Annotated in this window: 16 protein-coding genes; 3 read left to right on the top strand and 13 right to left on the bottom strand. The window is 72.5% G+C overall.

Translation table 11 applies throughout. From position 1 onward, the window contains the following. The 3 genes from ACSU6L_RS24745 to lepA form a co-directional block, all read right to left on the bottom strand. Nucleotides 1-1965 carry a SpoIIE family protein phosphatase gene (locus ACSU6L_RS24745; RefSeq protein ID WP_437060140.1) on the bottom strand — a complete coding sequence of 655 codons (1965 nt, stop codon included), beginning with the start codon at nucleotides 1963-1965 and terminating at the stop codon, nucleotides 1-3. 281 nt (nucleotides 1966-2246) lie between these two features. Continuing rightward, nucleotides 2247-4121, bottom strand: a complete 1875-nt coding sequence (locus ACSU6L_RS24740; protein ID WP_437060138.1) for an AMP-dependent synthetase/ligase — start codon at nucleotides 4119-4121, stop codon at nucleotides 2247-2249. 246 nt (nucleotides 4122-4367) lie between these two features. Then, nucleotides 4368-6236 (bottom strand): translation elongation factor 4, encoded by a 1869-nt coding sequence (gene lepA / locus ACSU6L_RS24735; RefSeq protein ID WP_437060136.1) that lies wholly within the window; start codon nucleotides 6234-6236, stop codon nucleotides 4368-4370. Nucleotides 6237-6465: 229 nt separating this feature from the next. Here lepA and rpsT point away from each other — a divergent pair, with 229 nt between their 5' ends. Further along, nucleotides 6466-6732, top strand: a complete 267-nt coding sequence (gene rpsT / locus ACSU6L_RS24730; RefSeq protein WP_437060134.1) for a 30S ribosomal protein S20 — start codon at nucleotides 6466-6468, stop codon at nucleotides 6730-6732. A gap of 228 nt (nucleotides 6733-6960) precedes the next feature. Here rpsT and ACSU6L_RS24725 read toward each other — a convergent pair whose 3' ends face one another. From ACSU6L_RS24725 to leuS, 10 genes are all read right to left on the bottom strand, one after another. Next, a complete protein-coding gene (locus ACSU6L_RS24725; protein ID WP_437060132.1) occupies nucleotides 6961-7356 on the bottom strand; it encodes a nuclear transport factor 2 family protein in 396 nt (131 codons plus the stop codon). A gap of 129 nt (nucleotides 7357-7485) precedes the next feature. Further along, a complete protein-coding gene (gene holA, locus ACSU6L_RS24720) occupies nucleotides 7486-8475 on the bottom strand; it encodes a DNA polymerase III subunit delta (protein WP_437060130.1) in 990 nt (329 codons plus the stop codon). Between the two features lie 45 nt (nucleotides 8476-8520). Continuing rightward, on the bottom strand, nucleotides 8521-8766 hold the full coding sequence (locus ACSU6L_RS24715) for a hypothetical protein (protein ID WP_073938954.1): 246 nt from the start codon (nucleotides 8764-8766) through the stop codon (nucleotides 8521-8523). A gap of 15 nt (nucleotides 8767-8781) precedes the next feature. Then, entirely contained in the window at nucleotides 8782-9528 is a 747-nt protein-coding gene (locus ACSU6L_RS24710; protein WP_437060128.1) for a YceI family protein, read from the bottom strand. A gap of 46 nt (nucleotides 9529-9574) precedes the next feature. After that, on the bottom strand, nucleotides 9575-10420 hold the full coding sequence (locus ACSU6L_RS24705) for an arylamine N-acetyltransferase family protein (RefSeq protein WP_437060126.1): 846 nt from the start codon (nucleotides 10418-10420) through the stop codon (nucleotides 9575-9577). 4 nt (nucleotides 10421-10424) lie between these two features. Further along, complete coding sequence (locus ACSU6L_RS24700; RefSeq protein ID WP_437060124.1) at nucleotides 10425-13007, bottom strand: ComEC/Rec2 family competence protein; 2583 nt, start codon at nucleotides 13005-13007, stop codon at nucleotides 10425-10427. Then, nucleotides 13004-14008 carry a helix-hairpin-helix domain-containing protein gene (locus tag ACSU6L_RS24695; protein ID WP_437060122.1) on the bottom strand — a complete coding sequence of 335 codons (1005 nt, stop codon included), beginning with the start codon at nucleotides 14006-14008 and terminating at the stop codon, nucleotides 13004-13006. Before ACSU6L_RS24695 ends, ACSU6L_RS24700 begins: the two co-directional genes overlap by 4 nt. A gap of 169 nt (nucleotides 14009-14177) precedes the next feature. Next, nucleotides 14178-15023, bottom strand: coding sequence for a DegV family protein (locus tag ACSU6L_RS24690; RefSeq protein WP_437060120.1), 846 nt, complete (start codon nucleotides 15021-15023; stop codon nucleotides 14178-14180). 82 nt (nucleotides 15024-15105) lie between these two features. Continuing rightward, complete coding sequence (locus ACSU6L_RS24685; protein ID WP_437060118.1) at nucleotides 15106-15855, bottom strand: hypothetical protein; 750 nt, start codon at nucleotides 15853-15855, stop codon at nucleotides 15106-15108. 186 nt (nucleotides 15856-16041) lie between these two features. Further along, a complete protein-coding gene (gene leuS / locus ACSU6L_RS24680) occupies nucleotides 16042-18915 on the bottom strand; it encodes a leucine--tRNA ligase (protein ID WP_437060116.1) in 2874 nt (957 codons plus the stop codon). Between the two features lie 408 nt (nucleotides 18916-19323). On the opposite strand from leuS, the gene ACSU6L_RS24675 reads away from it, so the two are divergent. Together ACSU6L_RS24675 and ACSU6L_RS24670 are read left to right on the top strand one after the other, a co-directional pair. Then, nucleotides 19324-20553 (top strand): cytochrome b/b6 domain-containing protein, encoded by a 1230-nt coding sequence (locus ACSU6L_RS24675; RefSeq protein ID WP_437060114.1) that lies wholly within the window; start codon nucleotides 19324-19326, stop codon nucleotides 20551-20553. Then, entirely contained in the window at nucleotides 20550-22160 is a 1611-nt protein-coding gene (locus tag ACSU6L_RS24670) for an NADH-ubiquinone oxidoreductase-F iron-sulfur binding region domain-containing protein (protein WP_437060112.1), read from the top strand. Before ACSU6L_RS24675 ends, ACSU6L_RS24670 begins: the two co-directional genes overlap by 4 nt. Nucleotides 22161-22170: the final 10 nt, after the last annotated feature.

Below are 22170 nucleotides of genomic sequence, written 5' to 3'. Positions count from 1 at the left end.
CTACGCGGGTTGCCCTGCCGGACCGGCCTGCCCGGCCTGCTCGGCCTGGAGGACGAGCAGCGCGAGGTCGTCCTCCGGTGGGCGCCCGCCGAACTCGTGCACCAGCCGTCTGATCCGTTCCGCGATGTCGTCGGCGCTCAGCCCCGCGCACCCGGCCAGCGCCGCCGCCAGGCCGTCGCCGTCGTCGAACTGGCGGGAGCCGCTGCGCCGCTCGGTGACGCCGTCGGTGACACAGAGCAGGGTGTCGCCGGGGCGCAGCTCGAAGGTGTCGCTGGTGTACGTCTCGTCCTCGATGACGCCGAGCAGCGTCTGCGGGCGGGCGACGGTACGGACGTCGCCGTCGGGGCCGAGGCGCAGCGGCAGCGGGTGCCCGGCGGAGGCGAGGGTGCAGCGGACGCCGCCGTCGAAGGGGACCAGCTCGCCGTAGAGGAGGGAGAGGAAGCGGGTCTGCGGGCCGTCGCCGGGGATTACGGGGCCCGCCAGGGCGCGGGCTGCGGCGTCGGCGGCCTCGGTGGCGTCGTCGAGGAGGAGCTGGTTGAGACGGTCGAGTACGTCGGCGACGCGGTAGCCCTCGCGGGCCAGCAGCCGCAGCCAGGGGCGGGCCAGGCCGATGACGACGGCCGCCTCGGGGCCCTTGCCCTGTACGTCGCCGATGGCGAAGCACCAGCGGCCGTCGCCGGCCGGGAAGAGGTCGTAGAAGTCGCCGCTGGGGCCGCCCACGTCGCAGGGCTCGTGGACGAGGGCGCTGCGCAAGCCGGGGATCTCGGCGACCGCTCCGGGCAGCAGGCCGCGCTGGAGTACGGCGCTGATGGTGGCCTGCCGGGCGTACTGCCGTGCCGCACCGATGGCCAGCGCGACCCGGCGGCTCAGATCCTCCACCAGTCCGGTGATCTCGCCGGGGAGGGCGGCGACACCGGCCCGTCCGATGACGAGCGTGCCCAGGGGGCGGCCGCCGGCGACCAGGCGGAAGGCGAGGGCGGTGCCGGGGGTGCCCGCAGTGGCCCCGGGGTCCGCTTCCGTCCCGTACGCCGTCGGGTCCTCCCAAGCCGTGTCGCCCAGTGCCTCCGCGGGCCATGGGTAGGCCACCGGGCCGCCGTCCGGTTCCTCCGCCGTTCGGGGTGGTTCCTTCTCCAGGGCGCGGCGCAGTTCCTCCATGCGGTCCTCGGCGGTGTGCCAGACGCGGGCCAGCCGGGGGCCGGGGGCGCCGGTGCCGCCGTCGGACCATCGGCCGCGGCCCATCGCCTCGTCCTCCAGCCAGATCGCGCACCAGTCGGCGAGCCGCGGCACGAGCAGCTGGCCGGTGAGCGCGGCGACGAGGTCCTCGTCGAGCTGTCCGGCGAGCAGGTCGGACGCCTCGGCGAGGAAGGACAGCGCGCCGCGTCCGAGCCATTCACGGTCCCGTTCGGCCCGCCGGGGCTCGGGGGCGAGCAGTCCGGCCACGCCGAGGGAGTCGCCGGTGTCCTGGTGGTCCGGATGGTCGTCGACGGTCAGCCGCGCCCACACCGTCTTGGCGCCCCGGCGGTAGGTGACGCCCCAGGATTCGCAGAGGGCGGCGACGAGACGCAGTCCGCGGCCGTACTCGGGGGTGCCGTGGGCGGGTTCGGCGGCGCCGTCGCGCGGGGCGCGTGCGGGGTTGCGGTCGGAGACCTCGACGACGAGGGCGCCGGTCTCCGGCTCCAGCCGGCAGGACAGTTCCACGTCGGTGCCCGCGTGCACGACGGCGTTGGTGACCAGCTCGCTGACGACGACCGCCGCGTCCTCGCCGGTCCGTTCCGCGCCGGGCAGGCCGAGGTCCGCCCACTCCCGTAACGCCGTGCGCAGCAGCCGGCGGGCGGCGCCCGGCGCGAGGGGGCCGGCGGTGAGGGTGGTGCGCGCGTGGGCGCACGGCGGCACGGTCAGGTGGACGTCGACGGGGTCGGTCTCCGGGTGCGTCGGAGACTCCCGTTGCGTCGGTATGGCCCCCATCTCCAGCTCCCCGGGCAGTCGGACGGTCGGGTCGCGACCGGCCGCGCCGATCGCTGCCGACAGGGTGACAGACCGAGCCCGCCCGACAGCGGGGAGTTATCGAAGTGAGCCGCCATGAGGGAGGACCGAGGTACGCGCATGCTCGAATCCGGACCATTGACGGCCGGATTCGAGCATCTGAACTATGCCCGTGGCTCAGGCGGCATCCGAAATATGCCCGCGGCCCGAACCACCGGGCCTATGCCTCACGCGACCAGGCCTGTGCCTCGCGCCATCGGGCCTCACGCCTCGCGCGTCCCCTCGTACATCTCCTCGATGAGGTGCTTGTACTCGCGCTCCACGACCGGCCGCTTCAGCTTCAGGCTCGGGGTGATCTCGCCGTGCTCGACGTCGAGGTCGCGGGGCAGGAGCCGGAACTTCTTGATGGTCTGCCAGCGCTGCAGCTGCGCGTTGAGCTGCTTCACGTACCCGTCGACCAGCTCCACGGTCGCGGGGGCGGCCACCACCTCCGCGTACGGCTTGCCCGCCAGGCCGTTGTCCGCGGCCCAGCCCAGGATCGCCGCCTCGTCGAGGGCGATCAGGGCGGTGCAGAAGTTCCGGTCGGCGCCGTGGACGAGGATGTTGGAGACGTACGGGCACACCGCCTTGAAGGAGCCCTCGATCTCGGTCGGCGCGACGTACTTGCCGCCCGAGGTCTTGAACAGGTCCTTCTTGCGGTCGGTGATCCGCAGGTAGCCGTCGGGGGACAGTTCGCCGATGTCCCCGGTGTGGAACCAGCCGTCGGGCTCCAGCACCTCGGCGGTCTTCTCGGGCAGCCCGTGGTAGCCCTCCATGATGCCGGGGCCGCGCAGCAGGATCTCGCCGTCCTCGGCGATCCGCACCTCGGTGCCGGGCAGCGGCTTGCCGACCGTGCCGGTGCGGTAGGCCTCGCCGGGGTTGACGAAGGACGCGGCGGAGGACTCGGTCAGGCCGTAGCCCTCCAGGATGTGGATGCCGGCGCCGGAGAAGAAGTAGCCGATCTCGGGGGCCAGGGCGACGGAGCCGGAGACGCAGGCCCGCAGGCGTCCGCCGAAGGCCTCGCGCAGCTTGGAGTAGACGAGGGTGTCGGCGACCTTGTGCTTGGCGGACAGCCCGAACGGGGCGGAGGCGGTGCCGGTGCGGCGGAAGTTGTCCTGGGTGACCTTGGCGTACTCGCGGGCGACCCCGGCGGCCCACTGGAAGATCTTGTACTTGGCCGCCCCGCCCGCGCGGGCCTTGCCGACGACGCCGTTGTAGACCTTCTCGAAGATGCGGGGGACGGCCGCCATGTACGTCGGCTGCACGACCGGCAGATTCTCGATGATCTTGTCGACGCGGCCGTCGACGGCGGTGACGTGGCCGACCTCGATCTGCCCGGAGGTGAGCACCTTGCCGAAGACGTGGGCGAGCGGCAGCCACAGGTACTGCACGTCGTCGGCGCTGATCAGGCCGGTCGCGGCGGTCGCCTTCGCCATGTACGACCAGTTGTCGTGCGGCAGGCGGACGCCCTTGGGGCGGCCGGTGGTGCCGGAGGTGTAGATGAGGGTGGCGAGCTGGTCCTTGGTGATCGCGCCGACCCGCTGCTTGATCAGGCCGGGGTCCTGCTCCAGCCGGGCGGCGCCGCGGGCCTCGAGCTCGGCGAGGCTGAGCACCCAGTCGCCGGTCTCGACCCCGGTGGCGTCGAGCACCACGACGTGCGTCAGCTCGGGCAGCTCGGCGCGCTTCTCCCGCGCCTTGGCCAGTTGCTCGGCGTCCTCCGCGATGAGCACGCGGCTGCCGGAGTCGGAGAGGATGAACGCCGACTCGTCGGCGTTGGTCTGCGGGTAGATCGTGGTGGTGGCCGCGCCCGCGCACATGATGCCGAGGTCGGCGAGGATCCACTCGATCCGCGTGGCGGAGGCCAGCGCGACCCGCTGCTCGGGCTCGACACCGAGGTCGATCAGACCGGCCGCGATGGCGTGCACCCGCTCGGCGGCCTGCCCCCAGCTCAGCGACTTCCAGTCGTCGGGGCCCGCGCCGGTGGCGGACGGCACCGGGTAGCGGTAGGCCTCGGCGTCCGGGGTGGCCGCTACGCGCTCCAGGAAGAGGCCGGCGACGGACGGCGGACGGTTCTCGATCAAAGTCTGTGTGTCGCTCACGACATCCTCCGGGGGCCCGCGACGGTGCGGCTGGCTCAGGGCGGTTTTCACTCGCGCGCCGTTGTTTAACTCGCGAGTAACTATCGAGCAGGGACAGGTTAGGGCCCGGCCGCCCGCTGCGTAAGGGTCTGCGGCCTGTCACTTCCTACAGAGACATACCCGCAACACACACCGGGGCCCGCCGCACTTTCGCACGACGGGCCCCTCACTGTCCGCTTTGTCGCCGGTCGGCGATGTAACCGTCGGTTACTTCTTGCCCTTGCCCGATCCCGCGCTGTCATCGCTGGACAGGACCGCGATGAAGGCCTCCTGCGGAACCTCCACCGAACCCACCATCTTCATCCGCTTCTTGCCTTCCTTCTGCTTCTCCAGCAGCTTCCGCTTACGGGAGATGTCACCGCCGTAGCACTTGGCGAGGACGTCCTTGCGGATGGCGCGGATGGTCTCGCGGGCGATCACCCGGGAGCCGATGGCGGCCTGCACCGGCACCTCGAAGGCCTGGCGCGGGATCAGCTCCTTGAGCTTGGCGACGAGCCGGACGCCGTACGCGTACGCCTGGTCCCGGTGGGTGATCGCCGAGAAGGCGTCCACCTTGTCGCCGTGCAGCAGGATGTCGACCTTGACCAGGCTGGAGGTCTGCTCGCCGGTGGGCTCGTAGTCGAGGGAGGCGTAGCCGCGGGTCTTGGACTTCAGCTGGTCGAAAAAGTCGAAGACGATCTCCGCGAGCGGCAGCGTGTAGCGGATCTCGACGCGGTCCTCGGAGAGGTAGTCCATGCCGAGCAGGGTGCCGCGCCGGGTCTGGCACAGCTCCATGATCGAGCCGATGAACTCGGTCGGAGCCAGGATCGTGGCGCGCACGACCGGCTCGTACACCTCGTTGATCTTGCCCTCGGGGAACTCGCTCGGGTTGGTGACGGTGTGCTCGGTGCCGTCCTCCATGACCACGCGGTAGACCACGTTCGGCGCGGTGGCGATCAGGTCGAGGCCGAACTCGCGCTCCAGCCGCTCACGGATCACGTCGAGGTGGAGCAGACCGAGGAAGCCGACGCGGAACCCGAAGCCCAGCGCGGCGGAGGTCTCCGGCTCGTAGACGAGCGCGGCGTCGTTGAGCTGGAGCTTGTCCAGCGCGTCACGCAGCTCGGGGTAGTCGGAGCCGTCGAGCGGATACAGACCGGAGAAGACCATCGGCTTCGGGTCCTTGTAGCCGCCGAGCGCCTCCGTCGCCCCCTTGTGCTGGCTGGTGACGGTGTCGCCGACCTTGGACTGGCGGACGTCCTTCACACCGGTGATCAGGTAGCCCACCTCGCCGACGCCGAGGCCGTCGGCGGGCAGCATCTCGGGCGAGTTGGTGCCGATCTCCAGCAGCTCGTGGGTGGCGCCGGTCGACATCATCCTGATGCGCTCGCGCTTGTTGAGCTGGCCGTCGATGACACGGACGTACGTCACGACACCGCGGTAGGAGTCGTAGACCGAGTCGAAGATCATCGCGCGGGCCGGGGCGTCCTTGACGCCGACCGGGGCCGGGATCTCGGCGACGACCTTGTCGAGCAGCGCCTCGACGCCCAGGCCCGTCTTCGCGGAGACCTTCAGCACGTCGCTCGGGTCGCAGCCGACCAGGTTGGCCAGCTCCTCGGCGAACTTCTCGGGCTGCGCGGCCGGCAGGTCGATCTTGTTCAGCACCGGGATGATCGTGAGGTCGTTCTCCATCGCCAGGTACAGGTTGGCGAGGGTCTGCGCCTCGATGCCCTGGGCGGCGTCGACGAGGAGGATCGTCCCCTCGCAGGCGGCGAGCGACCGCGAGACCTCATAGGTGAAGTCGACGTGCCCCGGCGTGTCGATCATGTTGAGGATGTGCGTGTTGCTCTTGTCGTGGGTCGGGGCCCACGGCAGACGCACCGCCTGGGACTTGATCGTGATGCCGCGCTCGCGCTCGATGTCCATGCGGTCGAGGTACTGGGCGCGCATCTGCCGCTGCTCGACCACGCCGGTCAGCTGGAGCATCCGGTCGGCGAGCGTGGACTTGCCGTGGTCGATGTGCGCGATGATGCAGAAATTGCGGATCAGAGCCGGGTCGGTACGGCTCGGCTCGGGCACATTGTTAGGGGTCGCGGGCACGCAGGGTCCTGTCTCTTGAGGCGCCTTATGCCTCGGGTCGGATCGATACGTAGCTTCCATGGTCCCACGGGTGCGGCGCGGCGACCGGTTTGGGCCACTGGAAGGGCCGCTGGTAGTGTAGGGGGCTGTGTCTCATGCCCTCTCAGCGCGAGGCACGACCCCAAGAAATCACCTGGTACGGGACCCGGCATTTCCCTGGCCCCGTGCCTGAACCTGTAAAGGCTCATTCGTGGCGAACATCAAGTCCCAGATCAAGCGGATCAAGACCAACGAGAAGGCTCGGCTGCGCAACAAGGCCGTCAAGTCCTCCCTGAAGACCGCGATCCGCAAGGCCCGCGAGGCCGCTGCCGCGGGTGACGCCGAGAAGGCCACCGAGTACCAGCGCGCCGCCGCGCGTCAGCTCGACAAGGCCGTCTCGAAGGGCGTCATCCACAAGAACCAGGCCGCCAACAAGAAGTCGGCGCTGGCTGCGAAGGTCGCGTCCCTCCAGGGCTGAACCCCCTATCTGGTCTGATCGCCGGCAGGACCCAGAGCGGGCCCTCTCTCATCCGCTCCCGGCCGGCACCCCGAGTCTGTTCGCGGCCTGCGTTCGCCACGCGGGAACGGACTCACCAGCCTGATCCGAAGGCCCCGCCGCCTCGTCCTTCCCCAGGACGGGCGGCGGGGCCTTCGGCGTGCGCGCGCGCATACGTGCGCGTGTAAGGGGGTCCAGAGTGTCGGCGCGTCACGCCCAGAAGGCGTTGGCCTCGTCGAGGTCCTGGACGCACTCGTCGAGATCGCTGATCTTCTCTCCCACGATCCGGAAGACTATGGCTCCCTCGTCGTCGAGGTGCCTGCCCTGGCGGTCCGCCGTGATGTGGTGCATGGCGACGGCGTGCCCACGGCCGTCCACCGCGACGCAGCGCAGGTCGACCTCCATCGACCCGTTCGTCTCCTCCATGAGCCTGCGGTACATGCCGATGACCGCGTCCTGGCCCTTGAAGTCACCGGACAAGGGGTGGCTGCCGGGCACATGGTGCGTACAGTCCGAGGTCATCATCGCCCGCAGGCCGTCCATGTCACCGCTCGTGAAGCACTCGTAGCCCCTGCGGACGAGTACGGCGTGGGGGTGCTCAGCCATGACGATCGCCACCTTTCCGCGCTTCCGGCGATTACGGCTGATACGCCCGATTCTCCTCCGCCGGGCTGGGGCCTGCCCCCTGACCGCGGGCCGACACCCACACCTGGGGCCTGCGCGCCACCACCGGCTCTACGCCCGCCCCCTGGACCGAGCCGCCCGCGCGATGGTGACCACCGCCTTTTCCAGGGCGTACTCGGGGTCGTCGCCGCCGCCCTTCACGCCGGCGTCCGCCTCGGCGACCGCGCGGAGGGCGATGGCCACGCCGTCCGGGGTCCAGCCCCGCATCTGCTGGCGCACGCGGTCGATCTTCCATGGCGGCATGCCCAGCTCGCGTGCGAGGTCGGCGGGCCGGCCGCCGCGTGCGGAGGAGAGCTTGCCGATCGCCCGCACGCCCTGCGCGAGCGCGCTGGTGATCAGCACGGGCGCGACCCCGGTGGCCAGCGACCAGCGCAGCGCCTCCAGTGCCTCGGCCGCCCGGCCCTCCACCGCCCGGTCGGCGACGGTGAAGCTGGAGGCCTCGGCGCGGCCGGTGTAGTACCGCCCGACGACGGCCTCGTCGATCGTGCCCTCGACATCGGCGACCAGCTGCGACACCGCGGAGGCCAGCTCCCGCAGGTCACTGCCGATCGAGTCGACCAGCGCCTGGCAGGCCTCGGGGGTGGCGGACCGCCCGGCCGCCCGGAACTCCTGCCGGACGAACGCCAGCCGGTCGGCCGGCTTCGTCATCCTGGGACAGGCCACCTCCCGCGCCCCCACCTTGCGGGCGGCGTCGAGCAGCTTCTTGCCCTTGACGCCACCGGCGTGCAGCAGCACGAGGGTGATCTCCTCGACGGGCGACCCCAGATAGGCCGTGACGTCCTTGATCGTGTCGGCCGAGAGGTCCTGCGCGTTGCGCACGACCACGACCTTGCGCTCCGCGAAGAGCGACGGGCTGGTCAGCTCGGCGAGCGTGCCGGGCTGCAGCTGATCCGGGGTCAGGTCACGTACGTCCGTGTCGGCGTCGGCGGCCTTGGCGGCGGCCACCACCTCCCGCACGGCACGGTCGAGCAGGAGGTCCTCCTGGCCCACGGCGAGCGTCACCGGGGCGAGAGGGTCGTCATTCGCAGTGTTCCTGGCCATCGGGACAAGCATGGCACGGGGCACTGACAGCGGGACGCCGCCGCCCTACGGCTCCTCGCGCCAGCCGTCCCACTCCCCGGCGAACTCGTCCAGCTCCCGCGCGTCCAGTCGCCCCTCCGCGTCCGCGACGACGACCAGCCACTGCGCGTCCTCGGCGTCGTCCTCCCCGGCCAGCGCGTCCCGCACGAGCTGCGGCTCCTCGTCGAGGGAGAACCGCTCCCCCAGTGCCTCGGCCACCTCCTCCGCCGCGTCACGGTCGGGCAGCACCAGCACATGTCTCACATCACTCACGGCGAACATTCTCCGTCACCCCTGGCCGGCCACCGCACCGGCCGCCTTCGGGACGGCCTGCACGTCCAGATCGATCCGGATGCTCGGCCCCACCACCGCGATGCCCCGGGCCGGCATCGTCTGCCAGCTCACGGTGAAGTCGTCGCGGTGCAGCTCCGCCGTCGCCCGGCAGGCCGCCCGCACCTTGCCCTCCATGCCGTTCCCCAGCCCCAGGTACTCCGTGTCGAGTGTGACCGTCCGTGTCACCCCGTGCAGTGACAGCGCCCCGGTCACCGCCCACCGGCTGCCTCCCCTGTGCACGAACCGGTCGCTGTAGAACTCGATGGCCGGGAAGCGCTCCACGTCGAGGAAGTCCGCCGACCGCAGATGGTCGTCCCGCATCCGCACGTTCGTGTCGATGGACGCCGCCCCGATCACCACGTGCATCGCCGACCCCTCCATCGGGTCGGTGAGCCGTATCGCTCCGGCGAAGGTGTTGAACCGCCCGTGGATCCGCGCCGGCCCGATGTGCCGGGCGGTGAAGCCGATGGAGGAGTGCGCCGGCTCGATCTCCCAGTCGCCCGGCGCCGGCAGCTCCGGCGGCTCGGCGGTCTGCAGCGTCACGTCCCCCGGCGAGGCGGGGGTGCCCTCCTCCACCGTGGTGGCCGCCCGGAACGGGGCGTACCCCTCGGCCGACACCGCCAGCCGGTACTCACCCGCCGGAACGGCCGTCACGAACGAGCCGAAGGGGTCCGTACCGCCGCCGACCACCCTGCACCCCATGCCCCTCTCCGAGTCGTACAGCCCTCTTCGAGTCGTACAGCCGGAATCAGTCCGTCCCGTCGGCTTTACGCACTTCCGGCACGTTCTCCAGGACGATCCCGAACTGCTCCCGGTACACGGCCAGCACCTCCTCGTCCTCCCCCTCCCCGTACTCGTACTCCTCCCGCGTCCCGTCCGCCGCTGTCGCCTTCAGCTTGCGTCCGCTGAGCGTGATCCGCCCGCCGTCCTCCGTGACCCTGGAGCACACCAGCGACCGCGTGAAGTGCGACTCCGGCGAGGTGCTGTGCCACCAGGCCCCGGTCACGAAGTCGGCGAGCACCCGCGGCCGGGTCTCCAGCCGGTACTCCGGCTGGCCGTCCTTCAGCACGTCCAGGTCGACCGCGTCCGCCGCCCCCGAACCGCCGCGTACGCCCGCCGCGTCCGGCCCCGCCTCGACGAGCCGGAAGACGCCACCGGGGTCGCTCTGCTCATGCCGCTCCTCGAAGGACAGGGGGTAGTGGCTGTGCGCCCCGAAGCCGACGTCGGCCAGCCACTCCCCCGCGTCCACCGTCCGCACCCGCAGCGCCAGATGGTCGTACGGGATGCCGAGCCGCCCCTCCTCCCCGTACACCCGCGCCGCCAGCAGCGTCACATCGAAGCCCAGCGCGTCCAGCAACGCGGCGAACACGCCGTTCAGTTCGTAGCAGAACCCGCCCCGCCGAGCGCCCACCACCTTGTCCAGCAACCGCTTCTCGTCGAGCACGACCGCCTCGCCGAGGTGGATCGACAGGTTCTCGAAGGGCACGGTCTGCAGGTGGCGGAGCTGGAGCTCGCGCAGAACGTCGAGGGTGGGCCAGGCCGGGCGGGCGACCCCCAGGCGGCGGAGATATGCGTCAACCTCTGCTGAGTTCATGAGCTCAGTCTCGCGCCACCCGTATCTCCCCGCCCTCACCGACCACCGCGACCGCCCCGTCCCGGTCCGTCCGCAGCACCGCCGCGCCCCCGGCCCGCAGCGCCGCCAGGGTGCTGGGCGCCGGGTGCCCGTAGGGGTTGTCCGTACCGCAGGAGATCAGCGCCAGCCGCGGTGCCGTCCGGCGCAGCAGCTCCGGGTCCTGGTAGGCGGAGCCGTGATGGGCGACCTTGAGGACGTCCACCCCGCCGATCAGCGCCGCCGCCGGGGTCCGCAACAGCGCCTGCTGGGCCGGGGGTTCGAGGTCGCCCAGCATCAGCACCCGCAGCCCCGCCGACCGGACGAGCAGGGCGACGCTGGCGTCGTTCGGGCCCTCCGGCACCGGTACCGCCGACGGTGGTCCCGCGGGTGGCGGCCACAGCACCTCCCAGGTGAGGTCGCCACTGCGGCGCCGCTCCCCGGCGACGGCGCGGGTGACCGGGATCCCCCGCGCGGCCGCCGCCGCGCGCACGAACCGCGCCTGGTCGGCGGGCTCTTCGTACCCCGTCGTCTGCACGGCTCCGACCGAGCGGCCACGCAGCACGCCGGGCAGCCCGGCCACATGGTCGGCATGGAAGTGGGTGAGCACGACGAGCGGCACCCTGGTCACACCCAGGCCGCGCAGACACCGGTCCACCAGCGCGGGGTCCGGACCCGCGTCCACGACCACGGCGGTGCCCTCGCCCGCCGCGAGCACGGCCGCGTCGCCCTGTCCCACGTCGCACAACGCCAGCCGCCAGCCCGGCGGCGGCCACCCGGTGACCACCCGGGTCAGCGGGGGCGGCCGCACCACCGCCAGCACCAGCAGCAGCCCCGCGGCCACGCACAGCCAGGGGTGCCGCAGCAGTCGTCGGCCGGCCGCCACGACGGCCACCGTGACACAGAGCAGCAGCCCTGCCCCCGCCCAGCCGCCGGGCCAGTCGACACCGGCGCCGGGCAGCGCCGCGCCCGTCCGGGCGATGCCCGCGATCCACCCGGCCGGCCAACTAGCGCACCAGGCCAGCGCCTCGGCCACCGGCATCGCCACCGGCGCCGCCGCCAGCGCCGCGAACCCCAGCACCGTCGCCGGGGCCAGCGCGCACTCCGCGAGCAGGTTGCACGGCACCGCCACCAGACTCACCCGCGCCGACAGCACCGTGACGACCGGCGCGCACACCACCTGCGCGGCCGCCGCGGCCGCCAGCGCCTCCGCAAGCCGGGGCGGCACCCGGCGCCGGCGCAGCGCCTCGCTCCACCTGGGCGCCAGCGTGAGCAGCGCCCCCGTGGCCAGCACCGAGAGCAGGAAGCCGTAGCTCCGCGCCAGCCACGGGTCGTACAGCACCAGCACCAGCACGGCCGCCGCCAGCGCCGGGAGCAGGGACCGGCGGCGTCCGGTGGCCAGCGCGAGCAGCGTGACGGCGCCGCACGCCGCGGCCCGCAGCACGCTCGGGTCGGGCCGGCACACCACGACGAACCCCAGGGTGAGCACCCCGCCGAGCACCGCCGTCCCCCGCAGGGACACGCCGAGGCGTGGGGCCGGCCCGCGCCGCTCGGCCCGCTGGGCCAGGCCGGGCGGGCCCAGCAGCAGCGCGAGGACGATGGTGAGGTTGCTGCCGGAGACGGCGAGCGTGTGGGCCAGGTCGGTCTCCTTGAAGGCCGCGTCCAGCTCAGGGCCGATCCGAGAGGTGTCGCCCACCACCAGCCCCGGCAGCAGGGCTCGCGCGTCGGCCGGCAGCCCGTCGGTGGCCTCCCGCAGCCCGGCCCGCAACCGCCCCGCGAACCGCTGCGCCCCCGTCGGTTCCTCCACCACCACCGGCGCGGTCCGCTCCCGTACCCGCAGCACCGCCGCGATCCGGTCCCCGCCGACCGCCGCGGGCACCAGCCGCCCGGTCACCCGCAGCCGCGTGGAGGGCAGCAGGCCGAGCCAGGGGGACGGCCTCGCCCGAGGGCCGGCCGGGGTGCCGGCTCCCGCGTCGACGATCACCAGCACCGGCGTCCGCGTCACCGTCGTGCCGGGCCCCGCACGCCGCCCCGCCGGGGCCGGCCCTCGCACCGCCCGCACCTCCGCGTTCACCAGCACGGACGCCCGCGCAAGGTGGTTGCCGGTGACGCGCGGGCGGCTCAGCCGGGGATCCGAGGTGAGTTCGACGTCGACGGTCACGGTGGCGTACTCGCGCGCCAGTCGCGGCACCGGCCCCCGGCGCAGATCCGCCCCGTGCAGCCCCGCCGAGGCGGCGGCCCCGGCGACGCAGAGCAGCACGGCGACGACCGGCATCCGAGGCCATGCGGCGGGCAGTGCCCGCGCCGGGCGGCGATCCCGCCTTCGCACCGCCCACAGCAGGGCGAGCGCGACGCCCGTGCCGCCCGCCACCACCCCTACGGCCCACCCCGGCGGTGCCCCCAGGGTCAGCGCCGCCGTCGCCCAGGCCGCCAGCGCCGGTACGACGAGCCGCAGGTCCGCCGGTCCCTCCTGGCGCGGATGTGCGTCTCCCAGCCGCTTCCCGGACGCGGCGTGCACCTCCCGCCGGCCGGCGCCCGGTGCCGACTCCCCGTGCGGTTCCCGGGGTGTCATGGCTGTACGAGATTCCGCAGGTCGGCGAAGCGCCGTTCGCCGATGCCGTTGACCTCCCGCAGCTCCTCCACGGAGCGGAAGCCGCCGTGCCGGGTGCGGTGGTCGATGATGTGCTGGGCCAGGACGGGGCCGACGCCGGGAAGGGTGTCCAGCTGTTCCACGGTGGCGGTGTTGAGGGAGACGGGACCCGTCGGGGCCGCGCCCGCCGCGGCTCCCCCGGCAGGCGGCTGGGCCTGAGCGGGAGCGGGTCCGCCCACGACCACCTGCTCGCCGTCGACGAGGAACCGCGCCCGGTTGAGCCCGGCGGTGTCCGTGCCGGGCCGTACGCCGCCCGCCGCCTCCAGGGCGTCCACGACCCGTGACCCCGCCGGCAGCCGGTGGATCCCGGGCTCCCGGACCTTGCCGCTGACGTCCACGACGATCTCGGCGCCCGGCGTGCCCGTGGCGGCCGCCGAGGGAGCGTCCAGGGCCTCGCCCGGCCCCTGCCTCCGCCCCGGGGCCGGACCCGGGCCCGCATCCGCCTCCGCGTGCGGTGCCGCCGCCTCGACCACCTCCGGCGCCCGTACCGTCTCGGTGCGCCCACTCCAGAAGTGCTGCACGGCGAATCCGGCGGCCACGACGAGCAGCACGGCCAGCGCGAGCACGCTCCGCCGCTCCAGCCCGACCCGGGCTTGCAACCACACCGGCATGCGCTCCCGCAGGGCGAGTCCCGCCCGTTTCCGCCAAGTCCCCGCCCCGGCGGGCCTCCGCGCCTCCCTCGCCTCGTCAGAAGGCGGCCCCGCGCCCGACTCCCGCCACTCCTCGGCGCGTTCCGTGGCGCGTTCGCCGAACAACAGCTGCGCCCTCCGCCGGAGTTCCTCGGCGGAGGCCTGCCGCTGCCGGGTGGCGCCCCTGCCGCGCAGCGGTGGGCGGCGGCGATGACGGGTCCGGCTGTCCGAGCCGGGGACTCGGCCCGGCCCGCTGGTGGCGGACGTACCGCGTGTGCGTGATCGAAGTGCCATGCGAGGAGGATCGGGCACATCGCCGTCCTCGCGATGATCTTGGTCAATTCCCGGGGATTACCACCCAGTTGTGGATAACTCCGTCACCCACACGCGTGAGCCACAGTGCAGCTCAGTGCAGCTCAGTGCAGCTCAGTCAGCGTGGCTCAGCGCGGCTCAGTGCAGCTCGTCACCGCGACGAGACCACGACCCCCAGCAGTCCGGGCCCCGTGTGCGCCCCGATCACCGCCCCGACCTCGCTCACATGAAGCTCCGCCAGCCCGGGCACCCGCGCCCGCAGCCGCTCCGCCAGCGCCGAGGCCCGGTCGGCGGCGGCGAGGTGGTGCACGGCGATGTCGACCGCTGCGGCACCCGCCCGCTCGGCGACGATCTCCTCCAGCCGGGCGATGGCCCTGGACGCCGTCCGCACCTTCTCCAGGGGCCCGATCCGGCCGTCGTCGAGCTGGAGCAGCGGCTTCACCGCGAGCGCGGAGCCGAACAGGGCCTGCGCGGCACCGATCCGGCCGCCGCGGCGCAGGTATTCGAGGGTGTCGACGTAGAAGTACGCGGATGTGTCGGCGGCCCGCTTCTCGGCCGCCGTGACGGCGTCGTCCACGGTGCCGCCCGTCTCCGCCGCCTCGGCCGCCGCCACCGCGCAGAAGCCCAGCGCCATCGCGATCATGCCGGTGTCCACCACCCGCACCGGCACCGGCGCCTCCTTCGCCGCGAGGACCGCAGCGTCGTAGGTGCCGGACAGCTCGGCGGAGAGATGGAGGGAGACGATCCCGGTGGCGCCGGACGCGGCGACCTTGCGATAGGTCTCCGCGAACAGCTCGGGGCTGGGGCGTGAGGTGGTGACGGGGCGTCGCTTCTGGAGTGCCTGGGCCAGGGAGCGGGTCGAGATCTCGGTGCCCTCTTCGAGTGCCCGGCCGCCGAGGACCACGGTGAGAGGCACCGTGGTGATGCCGTGGCGCTCCGTCGTCCGGGGCGGCAGGTAGGCCGTTGAATCGGTGACGATCGCGACATGGCGGGACATGAGCTGGAGGTTACCTGGCGTACCGCCCGTACGGCAGCCCGGCCCTCTCGCCTGCGCCGGAACGGGGCGCGGCGCGCTGGTCTCAGGTGGTGCTCTCCGGGCGGGGCTTCTTCTGCCACGGGTGGCTCTGGCGCGGGCCCGGCGGGGTGATGGCGGGCCGCGTCGGCTCCTCGGCGGTCCGCGACTGCGGGCTGTCCTGCCAGGTCTGCCGGTCCCCGGCGGCGTCGGCGGCGGGGGCCTCCGGCCAGGGCGGCGGCGGGGTGCCGGTGGAGGACGCCGCGGGTTCCTCCGTCGTCCAGTGCCGCAGGGCGCCGGCCTCGACGTCGATCTGGGCGCTGAGCGTGTCCAGGTCGTCGTCGGCGAAGCGGTGGGCGCGGTCGCGGGCGGCCCAGCGCAGGGAGTCCGCCGACCGCGTGATGCGCTCGGTGCGTTCCCGCAGTGCGGGCAGCCGCTCGGTGAGCGTCGCCCGGTCCGGTTCGGACTCCAAGCGCCGCAGATCGGCGTCCAGTTCGTGTCCGTGGACGCTGAGCCGCTGGAACAGGGCGAGCGACTCCTTCAGGGACTCGTCCTCGGCGGCGCCCGCGGCGAGCGCGTCCTGGGTGGCCCGCATCGAGGTGCGCAGCTTCAGCCGCAGTTGGGCGATCTCCCCGGCGGGGCCGGGCTGGGCGAACGACTTGGCCCGCAGGGTGTGGTCCTCGACCGTGCGACGGGCCTGGGTGAGGGTGCGGTCCACGCCGCGCTTGGCGGCGCCGACGACCTTCACCGTGGCGTACACGCCGAGCACGACGAAGAGCACGAAGAGCAGGGCCACCACTGCGATCACTGCTTCCACGACGCTCCTCCTCCGGCCCTTCGGCCGACGCGGCACCCGCCGCGCCGCTCTTCCACGGTAAACGCAACGGGCAGGCCCGGAGTTCCGTGAGAACCCCGAACCTGCCCGCAGCAAACCCCGAACATCCCCCTAGGGGACCATTCAGGCCCTTACGGCCCGCTCATGTGGCCTGCTCACGTGTCCTGCTCACGCCGGAACGATGTTCACCAGCTTCGGCGCCCGCACGATCACCTTGCGGATCCCGGCCCCGTCCAGTGCCGCCACGACCTTCTCGTCGGCCAGCGCGACCTTCTCCAGCTCCTCCTCGGAGATGGCCGGGGAGACCTCCAGGCGGGCCTTGACCTTGCCCTTGATCTGGACGACGCAGGTGACGGTCTCGTCCACGACGTACGCCGGGTCGGCGACGGGGAAGTCCTGGTGCACGACGGAGTCCGTGTGCCCCAGCCTGCGCCACAGCTCCTCGGCGATGTGCGGGGCCAGCGGCGCGATCAGCAGCACCAGCGACTCGGCGACGGACCGCGGTACGGCCCCGCCCGCCTTGGTCAGGTGGTTGTTCAGCTCGGTGATCTTGGCGATGGCGGTGTTGAACCGCATGCCCTCCAGGTCCCCGCGCACGCCGTCGATCGCCTTGTGCAGCGCCCGCAGCGTGTCCTCGTCGGGCTCGGCGTCGGAGACGGTGGCCTCGCCGGTCGCCTCGTCCACGATGTTCCGCCACAGCCGCTGCAGCAGCCGGAACTGGCCGACCACCGCGCGGGTGTCCCACGGCCGGGAGACGTCCAGCGGGCCCATGGCCATCTCGTACAGGCGCAGGGTGTCGGCGCCGTACTCGGCGCAGATCTCGTCCGGCGTGACCGCGTTCTTCAGGGACTTGCCCATCTTGCCCAGCAGCCGGGAGACCTTCTCGCCCTGGTAGTAGTACGCGCCGTCGCGCTCCTCCACCTCGGCGGCCGGCACCGCGATGCCCCGGCTGTCACGGTAGACGTAGGCCTGGATCATGCCCTGGTTGAACAGCTTGTGGAACGGCTCGGCGGACGAGACGTGCCCCAGGTCGTACAGGACCTTGGACCAGAAGCGGGCGTACAGCAGGTGCAGCACGGCGTGCTCGGCGCCGCCGACGTACAGGTCGACACCGCCGTGCGGCTGGCCCTCGCGCGGGCCCATCCAGTACCGCTCGATCTCCGGGTCGACCAGCTTCTCGCTGTTGTGCGGGTCCAGGTAGCGCAGCTCGTACCAGCAGGAACCGGCCCAGTTGGGCATGGTGTTGGTCTCGCGCCGGTACTTCTTCGGTCCGTCGCCCAGGTCCAGGGTGACGTTGACCCACTCCTCGTTGCGCGACAGCGGCGTCTCGGGCTGGGTGTTCGCGTCGTCCGGGTCGAAGGTGCGCGGCGAGTAGTCCTCGACCTCGGGCAGCTCCAGCGGCAGCATCGACTCGGGCAGCGCGCGGGCGACGCCCTCCTCGTCGTAGACGATCGGGAAGGGCTCGCCCCAGTAGCGCTGGCGGCTGAACAGCCAGTCGCGCAGCCGGAAGTTGACGGTGCCCTCGCCGATGCCCTCGCGCTCCAGCCACTCGGTGATGCGCGCCTTGGCCTCGACGACGCCCAGGCCGTCCAGGGAGACGCCCTCGCCGGTGGAGTTGATGATCTTCGCGTCGTACGACGAGAAGGCGTCCTCCCACGTCGAGGTGTCGGTGCCGCGGCCGTCGGTCGGCTCCACGATGCAGTGGATCGGCAGCTCGAAGGCGCGCGCGAACTCGAAGTCGCGCTGGTCGCCCGCGGGGACGGCCATGATGGCGCCGGTGCCGTAGCCCATCAGGACGTAGTCGGCGATGAAGACGGGGATCCGCTCGCCGTTGACCGGGTTGGTGGCGTACGCGCCGATGAAGACGCCGGTCTTGTCCTTGGCCTCGGCCTGCCGCTCGACGTCGGACTTGGAGGCGGCCTGCGCGCGGTAGGCGGCGACGGCCTCGGTGGGGGTCGCGTGGCCGCCGGTCCACACCTCGTGGGTGCCCTCGGGCCAGGTCTCCGGGGTGAACTTCTCGACCAGCGGGTGCTCGGGCGCCAGCACCATGTAGGTCGCGCCGAACAGGGTGTCCGGGCGGGTGGTGAAGACCGTGATGCGCTCGCCGTCCACGGGGAAGTCGACGCGGGCGCCCTCGGAGCGGCCGATCCAGTTGCGCTGCTGCAGCTTGATGGCCTCGGGCCAGTCCAGCTCGTCCAGGTCGTCCAGCAGCCGGTCGGCGTAGGCGGTGATGCGCATGTTCCACTGGCGCAGCTTGGCCTTGAAGACCGGGAAGTTGCCGCGCTCGGAGCGGCCGTCGGCGGTGACCTCCTCGTTGGCCAGCACGGTGCCCAGGCCGGGGCACCAGTTGACGGGCGCGTCGGAGGCGTACGCCAGGCGGAACTGGCTCAGTACGTCGGCGCGCTCGGCGGCGTTCAGCTCGCTCCACGCGCGCGTGTGGCCCGGTACGGGGCGCTCACCGGACTCGAACTGCGCGATCAGCTCGGAGATCGGACGGGCCCGCTTCGCCTCGTCGTCGTACCAGGAGTTGAAGATCTGCAGGAAGATCCACTGGGTCCACTTGTAGTAGTCCGGGTCGATCGTGGCGAACGACCGGCGCTTGTCGTAGCCCAGGCCCAGCCGGCGCAGCTGGGCCTTCATGTTCTCCATGTTGGCCTCGGTGGACACGCGCGGGTGCGTGCCCGTCTGCACGGCGTACTGCTCGGCGGGCAGGCCGAAGGCGTCGAAGCCCAGGGTGTGCAGGACGTTGTGGCCGGTCATGCGCTGGAAGCGCGCGAAGACGTCGGTGGAGATGTACCCCAGGGGGTGGCCGACGTGCAGGCCCGCACCGGAGGGGTACGGGAACATGTCCATGATGAACTTCTTGGGCTTGGCGACCAGCTCCGGGTCGCCGGCCAGGTCACCGCTGGGGTTCGGCGCCGCGTAGGTGCCCTCGGCGTCCCAGAAGTCCTGCCAGCGTGCCTCGATCTCCGCGGCCATGGCGGCCGTGTAGCGGTGCGGCGCGGCCACCTCGGCGGTGGCAGCGGGGTTCGTCTCGCTCATGATCCTCAAAGCTCCATCGATCGTCTCTGCCTGCGGCTGCCGGGAAACGAAAAATCCCCTCGCACAGGAGGGGACGCCGCGCCGATTCCGGCCACTCGACTCGTCCGGTGGCCGGGACTGATCAGCGCGGCCCGCTAAGCAGAAGGCGTACGGCACGCATGGCGCCAGGGTACCGCAGGGCCCGACCGGGCCGCGACGACGTTCCACGGGCCGCCGGGGGGCGGACCGGGGTCCAGGAAAGCTGAACCAAGGTCAAGGATTACTTCGCGTAACAGCCACTAAGGGGCATCACAACAAGCGCATTGTCATTTGATAACAACGCAATAACTCAAACCTCGTACCCGCCGGTATGACGCGACCTAGAGTGCGGCGCGGGACCGCTTTCCCGAACCGCTCGGAGTTGCCCCCATGAACTCTCGTCGTAGTCGCAGTAACAGTTCGCTCGCCACCCAGGGCCGCTCGGCCTACGGTGTGGCGAGCGCTGCCGTGCTTGTCCTCATACCGGTGCTCGTGCTGGCCGGAGGTGACACGGTCCGCGAGTTCCTGAACTTCGGCGCGGGCGTGCTCAGCCTGGTCTCCCTGTCCTGCTCGGTGATCTGGGGCCTGGTGGCGCAGGACCGGATCTTCCTCAACGCGCGGCAGCGGATCATCGGGCAGGCGGTGCACCGGACGACCGCGGTCGCCTCGATCGCGTTCCTGCTGCTGCACGTCATCACCAAGCTGGCCCTGGATCACGTCGACCTGCTCGGCGCGCTGATCCCGTTCTCGCTCGGCTTCACCGGCCCCGAGGGGCTGATCGGGCTGGGCTCGCTGGGCGGCCTGCTGATGATCTTCGTGGGGCTCACCGGCGCCCTGCGCAGCGCCTTCGCCTCCCCGGCCCCGGTCGCCGCCCGCTGGCGGGCCATGCACATGCTGGCCTACCCGGCCTGGTGCGCGGCCCTGATCCACGGCCTGTTCGCGGGCCGCGCGGCCAAGCCGGTCTTCATGTTCCTCTACGGCCTCTGCCTGGTCGGCGTGATGGCCGCCCTGGCGCTGCGCGCGGCGCCCCGACCCGTCAAGCGCCGGGTCGCGGACCTGATCAACGCGATGTTCGAGGGCGGGGACAGGCCCGGCCGCGAGGACCTGGACGCGAGCCGCGCGCGGGCTGGCGCCGAGCCCGCGCCCCTGCCCGGCTACGACGTCCCGCGCGGGGACCAGGAGCGCGCCGCCGAGTCCACCGCCGGCTTCGCGGCCGCCTACCGCGCGGTGTCCCGCCCGCGCCGCGCCCAGCAGTCCTTCACGGACGCCCGGCCCACCGAGCCGCTGGACCTGCAGCCCACCGAATCGCTGCCCCGCGTGGACAGCTCCTGGCCGATCCCGTCCCCGCCGCCGGTCGGCGAGGCGCCCCCGTCGGCGTACGACCCCCTCCAGGACACCGGACACACCATCCCCGCCTACGGCAATCCGGGCGCCGGGTCCTACGGCGGCAGTGATGTGTACGACACGGTTGAGTCGAACCCCCTCTACGGCACGTACAACCCGAACGACACATACGACAACAGCGGTCCCGCCACAGAAACACTGCCCGGTGCGTCCTACGACTTCGACGCACCGGGTTCGGGCGAACCTTGGAACACGCCTTCCGGAGGCTTTAAGTGAACGAGGCCCTGCCCGACGTACCCGAAGTCCGCGTGGTCGGACTTCCTCAGCTGACGTCGGGCTTCGACCTTGTCGAAAGACTCGATCTGCCCATGCACCTGAAGGTGCACGGGCCGCTCGAACCGTTGGGCGGCGAGCAGCTCGCGCAGCTCGCCGAGCGCATCAACCTCAGGGGCCGCGGCGGCGCGGGTTTCCCCTTCCACAAGAAGCTGCGGTCGGTCGCCGAGTCGGCGATCCGCCGCGGCGTACGGCCGGTGGTCGTGGTCAACGGAAGCGAGGACGAACCCGCCTGCCGCAAGGACACGGTGCTGATCAACCGTGCCCCGCACCTGATCCTCGACGGCGCCCTGCTGTGCGCCGAGGCCCTGGGTGCCCGCACGCTCGTGGTGGGGGTCACCCGGGAGTCCACCCAGCGCTCCATGGAGGCCGCGCTCGCCGAGCGCGGTCTCGGCAACGGCCGCCGGTCGGCGCTGCGCGCACGCGTGCAGCGCAACCCGGTCCGCATGGTCACCGGTGCCGCCGCATCCCTGATCCGCTCGATCGACGGCGGCCCGGCGATCCCGCCCGGCCGCAAGATCAGCGCCTCGCAGAGCGGCGTCGGCGGCGCCCCGACCCTGCTGTCGAACGCCGAGACGTTCGCCCAGCTGGCGATCGCCGCGCGGATCGGCCCGGAGCGGTACGGCAACACCGGGCTGTACGACGAGCCGGGCACCGTGATGCTCACGGTCTCCGGCGCGGTCGCCCGCCCGATGGTGATCGAGGTCCCCACCGGGGTGCCGCTGCGCTACGTCCTGCAGCTCGCCGGCGCCCCGCCGGTCCCGCAGGGCGTGCTGACCGGCGGCTACCACGGCAAGTGGATCGACGCGGCGACGGTGAACGAGGCGATCGTCTCCCGCAACTCGCTGGACGCGGTGGGCGGTTCGCTGGGCGCCGGGGCGATCCTGCCCATCAGCCAGGAGACCTGCCCGCTGGGCGAGTCGCTGCGGGTGGCGCAGTGGCTGGCGGAGGAGAGCGCGGGCCAGTGCGGCCCCTGCTACCTCGGCCTGCCGGCCGCCGCGCGCGGCATGGAGGACATCCTCAACGGCGGCGGACCGGCCGCCCTGGAGGCGCTCAAGCAGGTCGCCAGGAACGTCAAACGGCGCGGCGCCTGCTCGCACCCGGACGGCTCCGCGATGTTCCTGGAGTCGACCGTCAAGGCGTTCACCGACGACCTCGCCGCCCATGTCCTCGGCAACGGCTGCGGACGGTCCGTGGAGGGCGTTCTGCCGCTCTTCGAGGGGGGCAGGGCCCCGACGGGCGTCCCGGGCGGCGGCGAGGAGGAGAACGGCCCCAGCCGCCAGAAGATCTACGTCGACTGGACGCTGTGCCGGGGGCACGGCCTGTGCGCCGACATCCTCCCGGAGGTCTTCGAGCTGGGCGCGGACGGCTTCCCGACCGTCGCCCAGGCGGCCGTCCCCCGGTACGCCGAGGCGAAGGCGCTGCGCGCGGTCCGCCGCTGTCCGGCGCTGGCCCTGCGCCTGGAGGAGGACAACCGCTCCCAGCAGCCGGCCCGCAGCAATCTGCCGGTGCTGTCCCAGGGGCGCGGCCGCCGGGCGCTCGGCCGCTGAGGGACAAGGC

The organism is Streptomyces sp. enrichment culture (assembly GCF_964272855.1).
GTDB lineage: Bacteria > Actinomycetota > Actinomycetes > Streptomycetales > Streptomycetaceae > Streptomyces.
This window is presented reverse-complemented; position numbering and strand designations above follow the sequence as displayed.